Raw genomic sequence first — 9958 nt, 5'->3', positions numbered from 1 at the left:
CGTGGCCTTCCTGGCCCGCCCGGTCGGGGCGGTGCTGTTCGGCCACTACGGCGACCGCCTCGGCCGGAACCCCACGCTTCGCGTGGGGCGGGACCCGCTCCGCGTGCCCTGGACCTGACCTTCGGTCAGGTCGGGCCCGACGCTTCGCTTTCGGGCCGGCCGTCTCCGCTTCGCTCCGCCGGCCTGGGTGGCTGATGCTCGTTCATATGATTTGGCTGGGTTTTTGGTTGGTCTCACTGCGGGCTGACTAGGGCGGTGGGGGCTGCTTGGGGGCGTGTGCGGGTCGCCTTCACTCTCGCTCGATTGGTCTAGTCCACGGGCTGGACCAATCTTTCACCCTCACGGGACGCCGGGGTGCGCTACCTTGGTCGGGTGAGCAACGAGCCAGAGTGTATCAACCATACCTTGTCGGCTGATCCTGTCGAAGCAAGCCTCCGAGTCCTCGCTCGCATGCCTTTCTTGCGATTCAGATTCTGGCTGACATTCGAGCGTTAAAGCGAATTGGTTTTCCGACTCTGAGGTTCTCGACCTCCGGCCGGTGAACGTATCAGAAACGCGATGCCAGGAAATCCCGCGCGGTGCGGTGTACGGGATTGAGTGTTCGGTTGAGGGGAGAATTTCGGTGGGTGCTGTGAAGCCGGGTCTGCTGGCAGTGGAGGCCTCGAAGGGTGTGGTGCTGCGAGGACACCAGGAGGAGGCGGTGGCGGCCATCGTGCGGGGTCTGACGCCGCGTCCGAGGCAGTCGGCCCCGGGTGGTCTGCGGGTGACGGTGCAGATGGCCACCGGCACCGGGAAGAGCTACGTGGGCGCGTTCGCGGCCCAACGCCTGGCGCCCCGCGGTGTGGTCCTGGTGGTGGTGCCCACGCTGAACCTGCTGACCCAGATGATCGGCTCCTGGCGGGCAGCCGGCCGTTCCGGGGAGATGCGGGCGGTGTGCTCCCTGGTCCAGGACGAACTGCCCTCCGGGGTGCTGGCCTCCACCAACGGTCTGGTCATCGGGAGTTGGGTCTCCGAGGCGCGCAAGGGCCGGCGGCCCCTGACCCTGTTCGCCACCTACGCCTCGGTGAACGCCGTGGCAGAGGCCTACTACTACTGGCCGAAGACCCAGGGTGAGGTGCTGGAGCCGCTGGAGTTGATGGTCTGCGACGAGGCGCACCGGTCCTCCGGGAGCGTGGAGAAGCGCTGGACGGTGGTGCACGACCAGGTGGAGATCCCGGCCGCGCGCAGGTGCTACATGACCGCCACACCGCGAATCTGGGCGGTGCCCGGCAAGGCGCTCAAGCCCTCCGCCGGCCGTGAGGGGGTGCACCAGCCGCTGCCGGAGGAGTTGGCCGTGTCCATGGACGACGTGCGCGTCTACGGCCCGCAGGTGTTCTCCATGGGGCTGGCCGAAGCAGTGGAGAAGTCGCTGCTCGCACCCTTCGAGGTGGTGGTGCTCGAACTGCGAGATCCGCGCTCGGACCGGACCGCGGCCAAAGCGCAGCCGGTGCCGTGGGGTGCGGGGGTGGGTGAGGCGGTGGACGGCAGTGAGGACGAGGTGCCGGCCGAGCAGCTCGCTGCGATGCAGGCTGGGCTCCTCAAGATCGCGGCCGAGCGCGGGCTGAAGCGCACCATCACCTTCCACAACCGCACCTTGGAAGCCCGGTACTTCAGCGAGACCCTGAACCAGACAGTCGAGCGGCTGCACGGCCAGGATCCGGAGAAATACCCGGAGGAAGTCTGGGCACAGTGGCTTTCGGGCGAGCACGGTGTGGATTTCCGGGAGGAGGTCATCGGAGAGTTCGGGTTGACCGATGAGGACGATGGTCTGGCCTACCGGGTGATCTCCCAGTGCAAGATCCTCGGCGAGGGAGTCGATATCCCGAATGCGGATTCGGTTCTCATTCTCGGCCGAGGCAGCATGGTCGATATCGTCCAGGCCGTTGGCCGGGCTCTTCGGATCAAGCCTGGAGAGAAGAAGACGGCGAGCCTCATCGTTCCGGTCTTCTTGAAGCCCGGGGAGAAGCCGGGGGACATTCTGGAGTCCGATTCGTACGGGCCGCTGGTCAAGGTGCTGACCGCGCTGCGCTCGCACGACGAGCGCATGGTCGAAGCCCTCGCGGTGCCGCAGAGGAGCGGTCGGCGGACCACCGGGCGCGGCGCCGAGGCGTCCTACGCCCCCGGTGAAGGCCATGGTGGCGGTGTGGGTGGTATGGGGGCGTTCACTCTGCCGGTGCGGTTCGAGTCGAACCCTGGGGACGACGTCCTGGCGCTGTTCATCGCCGCCCGGGTGTTGACCAGTGAGACGCAGCTGTGGCGTGAGGCGATCGGCCACGTGCGGAATTGGTATAACGAATACGGGCACCTCGATGTGCCATATGCGGAACTCGTTGGGGAGAACGGCAACTATCCGTTGGGGCGGTGGTTGTCGGACCGGCGGGTGGAGAATGCGGACGGTGAACTGGCGACATGGCGGGTGGCGCAGCTCGATGGGTTCGGCATGATCTGGTCTGTGTCGGATGCCCGCTTCGAAGCCGGCCTGTCCTGGGCGAAGGTCTGGGCGAAGGACCACGGCGGGAGCCTCGCGGCCCCGGCCCGGGGCTCCATCGGTGGGTACGCCATTGGGAGCTGGCTGAGCGAGCTGCGGGCTGCCGCGCAGGTCCCGGACGGGCAGCCGGGGGCGCTGGCGCCGGAGCGGCGGCGGGCGTTGGAGGAGATCGACCCGTGGTGGTGCCCCACCTGGCCGATCACCTGGCAGCGCACCTATGCCGCGGCCAGGTCGTGGTGGCTGGAGGCCAGTGGGGAGCCGGACTGGGCGGGAATGCCGGAGTCCACGCTGTTCGAGGGCGAGCAGCTCGGGCGGTGGGTACTGGCCCAACGCGCCGGTCACCCTGGCCTGGAGGCCGAGCAACAGGAACTGCTGGCCGCGATCGGTATCAAGGCCGACCCCGAGCTGGTCGCGGTGAAGGCCGCGGCGGAGGCGAAGCCGAAGGTGTCGCAGGCGGACCGGTTCCAGGTGGGCATCGCGGCGCTGGCGGCGTTCGTGGAGCGGGAGCAGCACGCGGGCGTGCGGCGGCCGCACAAGGAGCCGTTGGAGACCGTCAAGGTCGGGCCCGGCGGTGATGAGTCTGTGGAGTTGGTCGAGTTCCCCCTCGGGGTCTGGCTCAACAACACCAAAGCTCGCCGCGGCAAGTTGACGCCTGGTCAGCTCGCGCAGCTCGCCGCACACGGCGTCGAATGGGCAGTGGCGGGGGCGTAGGACGACACGGATGGGCGGTGGTCGGCTGCTTCTGTCCTGGCGTCAGCTGTTGTTCGGAAGGCTGGGGTTATGGGTTCTGGGTTCTTCTGTGTGGCTCCGCTGGCTGGCGAGACGGTCTGGTCGCTGATGGGACGGGTCGCGGATCGGTACGGCGTGCCGGTGGCTGAGCTGCGGGCTTTGTGGGAGTGGAAGAACCAGCCGCCGCGCTCCCCCGGCGTCGGTGGGATCCGCCCTGACGCCGAGGTTCTCCTATCCCCCGGCGGCCAGGACCTGCTGGCCGCGGTGTGCCGCGCTGAGCGGCGCAGTCTGGAGCGGGCGCTGCCCGCGTGGTCGTCCGGGCCCGAGGTCTTCGCTGGAGTGTCGTTGGGCGGGCGGCCTGAGGCTCGGTGGCAGTTGGGTGGGGCGGTGCATGGTCTGGTCGTGCACGCGTGCCGGTTGTGCACGGCTGGGCGCAGTGGTCGGGATGTGGGTGCCGCGCGGTACCGCCAGAGGTGGCAGCGGGTCTGCTCGCGGCACGGGCGGTGGCTGTTGGGGGCGGGAGATGGCCATGGCCTGGAGCACCTCGGCATCGCTGGCTGTCCGGAGATCGCGGTGGCGCAGGGGCGGTGGCCGGGGGTGGCTGCGCGGGCGGTGTCGGTGGGGGTGGAGCCGGCGGCGGTGTTCTCGGTGGCGTGGGCGGTGGTGTGCCAGTGGTGGGAGCTGGCGTTGGGGTGGGAGCGGGAGCGGGTGTGGCCGGGGCGTCTGCACGCGCTGGCCGGTGGGGATGCGCGGGAGGGTGAGGGGTTTTGGTGGTGGCGGGTGGTGGCGCGTGAGGCGGCTGTCTTCCCTGAGGTCGTCGCTGTTGCCGGGGCCTTGGTCGATCCTGGGGTCGCGGAGATGGTGTGGCGTGATAGCGGGGGTGAGCGTGTGCGGGCGTTCCCGGCTGACGGTGAGTTCGCCCGAGAGTTGGGGCGCAGGGTCGGTCGGCCGTGGCTGGGTGAGGTGGACGCGGTTGCCGGCAGTGGTGCTCTGATGCGGTGGCGGGGTGCGGTGGTGCGTCGGCGCAGCGGCGTCGGGCAGGTCGGCGAGTGGGGGATGGATCCGTGGTGGCTTCCGCGTGAGGAGCAGCCGGTCTCGGTGGCCGCGCAGTTGAGGACGTTGGCGCAGCGCGCGGACGGCAGCATCAGCTGGCGGGCGAGCGTGCCCCGGGAGGAGCGCGGGTGGATTGGCGAGAAGGTCCGTGAGGCCGCCGATGTGTTGAGCTGGCTGGACGTGCACGGTACGGCGGCTGTGGCCGCTGGCGCGCGGGAGTTGATCGTCGGGCTGCTGCGGAGCGTTGCGGTGCTCGATGAGGCGGTCGTGGCGGTCGCGAGCGCGGCGCACCAGGCGGGTGTTCCGCTGGAGAGTCTGGGTGGGTGGGCGGGTGTTCCTGTGGAGGAGCTCTCGCGGGATGTCGTGCGGTATCGGGCGGACTTGGAGCAGCGGTATGGCTGAGGGGCCGGTGGTAGCACGGTGGTGGGGCTTGGTGGGGTGGTTTCGGCGGGTCGTCGCCCGTGTGGGTGGGGTGGTGGCTGTTCCGGTCTATCTGCTGGTTTCTCGCGTACTTGACTGGCTGTCATGGCGGACATGAGCGTGCCGGGGCTGGCTGTCGGGGCGGAGGGCTTCGAGGCGGTCTTCGCCGTTGGTGGTGGTCTTGAGCAGGAGCGGTGGGAGCTGGCTGCGGCGCGGGTGCGGTTCGAGGAGCTGCGGCCGGTGTCGGCGTTCCCTGCTCGCGCGGGCAAGCGGTGGGGGCCGGGCTGGTGGTGGTCGGCCACGACCGGACAGCACGTGGCGCACGGATCGGCGGCGATGCGCCTGCGGCTGATGCTGCTGGACCGCGACCCCCAGGTAGTGGGGATCTCCGGGCGTCCGCTGCGGGTGCTGTGGCGCGAGGGGGGCGGCCGGGTGTGTTCCTGGGTGCCGCAGGTGTTCGCCCGGTACGCGGATGGGACGGCGATGCTCGCGGACTGCCCTGCTGTGGATCGGGCTGGCGGGGAGGCGGCGCGGCGGGCCGCGCGGGCGCTGTCCGAGGCATGCGGGCAGGTGGGTTGGGTGTACCGGCGGCTCGGGCCACCCGATCCGATGATGGCGGCCAACGTGCAGTGGCTGGCCGGGTACCGGCACCCCCGTCACCGGGGCCGGTCGGGGCTGGCTCAGGCCGTGCTCGACGCCTTCGCCGAGCGGAGACCGCTGGTGGAGGGCGTGATGGCGGTCGGGGATCCGCTGGAGGTCTGGCCGGTGGCCTTCCACTTTCTGTGGTCCGGGCGCCTCAGTGTCGGGCTGGACAAGCCGCTGCACGAGCGGGTCCTCGTCGGGCCGGGACGCACACGTGACGGTGGGGAGCAGCCGGCCAGGATCGAGCGGCTTGGGACGGGGTCATGAGCAGGAGTTGGCGGCCGGTGGTCGCGGTGGGCTGCCATGTGGTGTTCGAGAACCGCGCCTGGCAGGTCGTCGGTGTGGAGGCGTCGGTGGTGCGGCTGGTCGACGAGCAGGGATCGGCGGCGGCAGTGGATGTGCGCCATCTGTGCGGGGCTCCAGGGTTTCGGGTGGTGGGGGCGCAGGCGGTTCCGGGGGCGCCGCAGTGGGGGTTGTTCGAGGGGGTGTCGGAGCGTCAGCGGGAGCGGGCTCTGGCGTGGCAGCGGCACATCCAGGAGGTGGAGTGCGGGCTGGCGGCCGGGCCGGGCGGGTCGGGGGTTCCGCGGCCCGCATACGACCCTGTGCGGTGGTCGATGGCGGAGCGGGAGCAGGCCAAGGCCGAAGAGCTGACCGCGCTCGGCTGGCCGAAGGTGAGCCGGGCGACGGTGGTGCGGATGCGTGCCAACTACCGGCGGCAGGGGCTGTGGGGGCTGGTGGACCATCGCACCACGCGTGGTTCCAGCCGAACGGGGCGGGCGGACGAGCGGGTGGTGGTCGCCGTGTTGGAAGCTCTGCGCCGCCAGCGGGGGCAGTCCAAGGGGACGGTGGCGGGCCTTCGGCGGCTGACGGGCGAAATCCTGGATGAGGCGTACGGGCCGGGTGAGGTGGCGCTGCCGGCGTCGGCGACGTTCTACCGGTTGGTGCGCTCGCTGGCCGACCCCAGGGAGCTTCCCGGACGTCCTGCCAGGACCGCGACCGTTCCCGCGACGCCGTTCACGCCGACGAACGTGCTGCGGCCCGGTGAGCAGGTCATGCTCGACACCACACGGCTGGATGTCATGGTGGTCTTCGACCAGGGGGTCGTCGGCCGTCCAGAACTCACGATCGCTCTCGATGTCGCGACGCGGTCCATCCTGGCCGCCGTTCTACGGCCGGCTGCGACCAAGGCGGTGGACGCCGCTCTGCTGCTGGCTGAGATGGCGGTGCCGCACCCGATGCGGCCTGGCTGGCCGAAGGTGCTGGAGCTGTCGCACGCGGCCGTTCCCTACCAGCGGTTGCTGACCTTGGACGCCCGGTTGGAGGGGGCGGCGGCGCGGCCGGTCATCGTTCCGGAGACCGTCGTCGTGGACCGTGGGAAGGTCTTCGTGTCCGAGGCGTTCTTGGCCGCGTGCGAGACGCTGGGGGTGAGTGTGCAGAGCGCGCCGCCCCGACAACCGGCTGCAAAGGGGCCGGTGGAGCGCACCTTCGGCTCCATCAACACCCTGCTGTGTCAGTACGTCGCCGGGTACACGGCCTCCAACGTCACCCGTCGCGGCCGTGATGTGGCCGCCCAGGCCCGCTGGACACTCCCCCAGTTGCAGGACCTGCTGGACGAGTGGATCACCGCAGGGTGGCAGAACCGCCCCCACGAAGGCCTGCGGCATCCCATGATGCCTCGGGCCTGCCTGTCGCCGAACGAGATGTGGAGTGCTCTGGTCGCGGCGTGCGGCTACCTGCCTGTGCCCCTGACCGGTGACGACTACACCGAACTTCTGCCCGTGGTGTGGAAGGCGGTCACCGAGCGAGGCATCCGCGTCGACCACCGCACCTACGACCACGTCGTCCTGAACCCCCACCGTGGCCACCCCTCCCCCAATACCGGCCAGGGTGGCAAATGGGAGGTGCACCACAACCCCCACGACCTGCGGCAGGTCTGGGTCAGGCTGCCGGACGGCAAGCTCAGGGAGATCCCCTGGATCCACCGCGAGCACACAGCCAGCCCGTTCAACGACCACATCTGGCAGTACCTGAAGACCCAAGTCGCCCGCCGCCCCGACCATGACCACTACGAAGCCGCGCTCGTGCGCGCCCTCGACGACCTCCTGCTGCGCGCCCGCACCGCGAACACGAGCGGAAGCGAACGGGCACGCACCGCCCGCCACATCGTCGGCGCGCCCCGCACCGCCGACGCTCTCGACGGTGCCGCCATGACTGGCACCGGCAGTGGGGGCCCAGGCCGGGGAGAAGGCAACGGCCCTGTGCCGCGGCGGCCCGCCGGCCATCAGCGCTCCCAGCAGAGCGACGCCCCGCGGCAGCAACCATGGGCAGAATCCCTGGACGACGAGGAACTGGACACGGACACGGACATGGACGAACTCGGCGACGAGGGACCCGAACCCGGCTTCCCCCTCTACGACGCCACTGTGGAGGCCGAGCGGTGGTGAGGCGCAGCACAGACGGCGGCGTGCCGGACGGGGAGCAGCAGCGAGGCAGGGTCGGAGCAAGGATGGCCGGTCCCTCGCATGCGGCTGTCCCGGTGGCCGCGGTCCCGTGGACGGACAGCGCGCCGGGAAGGGGGCGGACGGAGCCGCCGGAGGAAGACTGGGCGTACAGCTGCTCGACGTGGGACGGCTTCCAGCGGTTCGTTGACAGGCCCGTGCCCGCCCCGCCCGCCATCGGCGCGCCGCCGCGCAGTGTGGAGGACAAGCTCGCTTATCACTCCAGGTTCGTCACCGTGCAGACGCCCGCCATCGACAAGGTCTCGCGTACGGTGCGCACTTTGATGGTCTTGGGGCGCCATCAGGACACCACCGCCCGGCCCTCGTTGATCGTCACCGGGGCGGCCGCGTGCGGCAAGACCACCGCCATCTTGCACATCGGACGTGCCTGCCACCTGGCTGCCCACGCCCGTGCCGGCGCCAGTGCGAGCAAGGACACCGTGCCGGTCGCGTACATCCTGGTGCCGCCGGGCGCGAGTGCCAAGACCCTGGCCGCCGAGTTCGCCCGCTACCTCGGCATCCCTGTCACTTCCCGGATGACCCAGGCTCAGATCACCACCGCGGTCTGCCACACCTACGCCGCCGCCCGGGTGCGTCTGGTCCTCATCGACGAGATCCACCGCCTCAACCCCCGCACCAGCACAGGCGCGGATGCCGCCGATCTCCTCAAGGACCTCACCGAGCGTATCCGGGCGACGTTCCTCTACTCCGGCATCGACGTCACCGACACCCCCCTGTTCAGCGGCGTGCGCGGACAGCAGCTCGCTGCCCGCGCCAGCCTGATCGACACCGGTGCGCTGCCGTTGCGCCACGGCTCCCGCGAGCCGTTTCGTGAGCTGGCCGCCGCGATGGACAACGCCCTCGACCTCGACCAGCACCGCCCCGGCACGCTGCCCCGACTCGCCGGCTACCTCCACGCCCGCACCGGCGGCAGGATCGGCAGCCTGGCGCGCCTGGTGCGGCAAGCAGCGATCACCACCATCCTGGACGGCACCGAGCGCATCACCCGCGCTGTCCTGGACGACATCGACCTCGACCACCTCGCCGAAGAGCAGTACCGCCCCCGCGCCGCCACCCGGCGATGACGGCCATGATCGGCGCACCGCCGGTCGCTCCGGGCTGTCTGCGTGTGCGACCCGTAGCGCACGAGAGCACCGCCTCCTACCTCACCCGCCTGGCACACACCTACCGGCAGACCCTCCCCCAACTGCTGGAAGCCCTCGCGATCGCCGTCGAGGCGCAGGGCAAAGGCCTCGCCGCCGTGTCTGGTGCCGAACTCCATCCCAACCGCGCCGCGCAGGTGCGCATCGCGGTCTTCTCCCGGATCCCGCACACCCATCTCGCCCGGGCCCTGCACCGGTGGGAGCCCGTGGCCAGCACCCGGCCGGCTCTGCCCAGGAGCAGTCATGCGCTGCCCCACGTCATCTGGCAGCGTCTGCCGCGCCATCGGCGGCTGCCCGTCGCCGCCTGCCCGCTCTGCGTCCTGCACCGCACCCGCGGCGCAACCGATGAGGCCCGCGTCTACATCCCCGACCATCGACGGCTGTGCCGGCGCCACCACACCTGGCCCACCGGTGGCGAGCACGCTGTGGTCCTCGATGTCGCCGCGCTCCCCGAACTCCAGCGCGCGCAGCGAACCCACCAGCGCCTGATGGGCCGTCAAGACGCGAACCTCGCCTGGAGCTGGGCCCAGAGCATCACCACCCGCTGGTACGACCACCAGCAACACGCCGCCCCCAGATGGCGTCGGCGGGCCACCATCCTGGAGCGGGCCAACCCCGGTTCGGTTCCCACCCGAAGCTCCTGGGCTCTCCTGGCCCGGGACATCGTCACCTATCCCGAGACCGTCATCCTCGCCCATGCCCTGCACCAGCACCGTGTCCTGGCCGTCCCCGGCGGCCACACCAGCACCCGCCCACGCACCCACACTGCGTTCCTGCTCCACACCGCCACCCGGCTCGGACTGCCCCGTCTGGACCCGTCCCACGACGACCCCCTACACGCGTGGATTCACCACCACACCCCATAACCCAGACCCAGACCCAGACCAGCACCCGCCAGGTCCTCCTCTCTGGGGGTCTGGCCACGG

At 70.6% G+C, this 9958-nt stretch carries 6 protein-coding genes; all 6 read left to right on the top strand.

Annotated features, from left to right (window positions below):
- The first annotated feature begins 622 nt into the window (after window positions 1-622).
- The 6 genes from ACWEPF_RS33775 to ACWEPF_RS33750 all read left to right on the top strand — a co-directional run bounded on the left by ACWEPF_RS33775 (window position 623) and on the right by ACWEPF_RS33750 (window position 9898).
- The gene (locus ACWEPF_RS33775) at window positions 623-3238 is read left to right on the top strand and encodes a Helicase associated domain protein (RefSeq protein WP_452175598.1); all 2616 of its coding nucleotides are present in this window, start codon (window positions 623-625) and stop codon (window positions 3236-3238) included.
- A gap of 69 nt (window positions 3239-3307) precedes the next feature.
- Window positions 3308-4711 (top strand): DNA-binding protein, encoded by a 1404-nt coding sequence (locus ACWEPF_RS33770; protein ID WP_452175597.1) that lies wholly within the window; start codon window positions 3308-3310, stop codon window positions 4709-4711.
- 123 nt (window positions 4712-4834) lie between these two features.
- A complete protein-coding gene (locus ACWEPF_RS33765; protein ID WP_452175596.1) occupies window positions 4835-5638 on the top strand; it encodes a TnsA-like heteromeric transposase endonuclease subunit in 804 nt (267 codons plus the stop codon).
- Window positions 5635-7815: a transposase gene (locus tag ACWEPF_RS33760; protein WP_452175595.1), complete on the top strand. Its 2181-nt coding sequence runs from the start codon at window positions 5635-5637 to the stop codon at window positions 7813-7815. Before ACWEPF_RS33765 ends, ACWEPF_RS33760 begins: the two co-directional genes overlap by 4 nt.
- Window positions 7816-8027: 212 nt before the next feature.
- A complete protein-coding gene (locus ACWEPF_RS33755; protein ID WP_452175594.1) occupies window positions 8028-8954 on the top strand; it encodes an ATP-binding protein in 927 nt (308 codons plus the stop codon).
- A 44-nt stretch (window positions 8955-8998) separates the two neighbouring features.
- Window positions 8999-9898, top strand: a complete 900-nt coding sequence (locus ACWEPF_RS33750; protein ID WP_452175593.1) for a hypothetical protein — start codon at window positions 8999-9001, stop codon at window positions 9896-9898.
- The last annotated feature ends 60 nt before the right edge of the window (window positions 9899-9958 follow it).

The sequence above is a fragment of the Kitasatospora sp. NPDC004289 genome (assembly GCF_053602875.1).
Note: the sequence above shows the minus strand (reverse complement) of the source record. Positions and strands in the feature narration are given on the sequence as shown.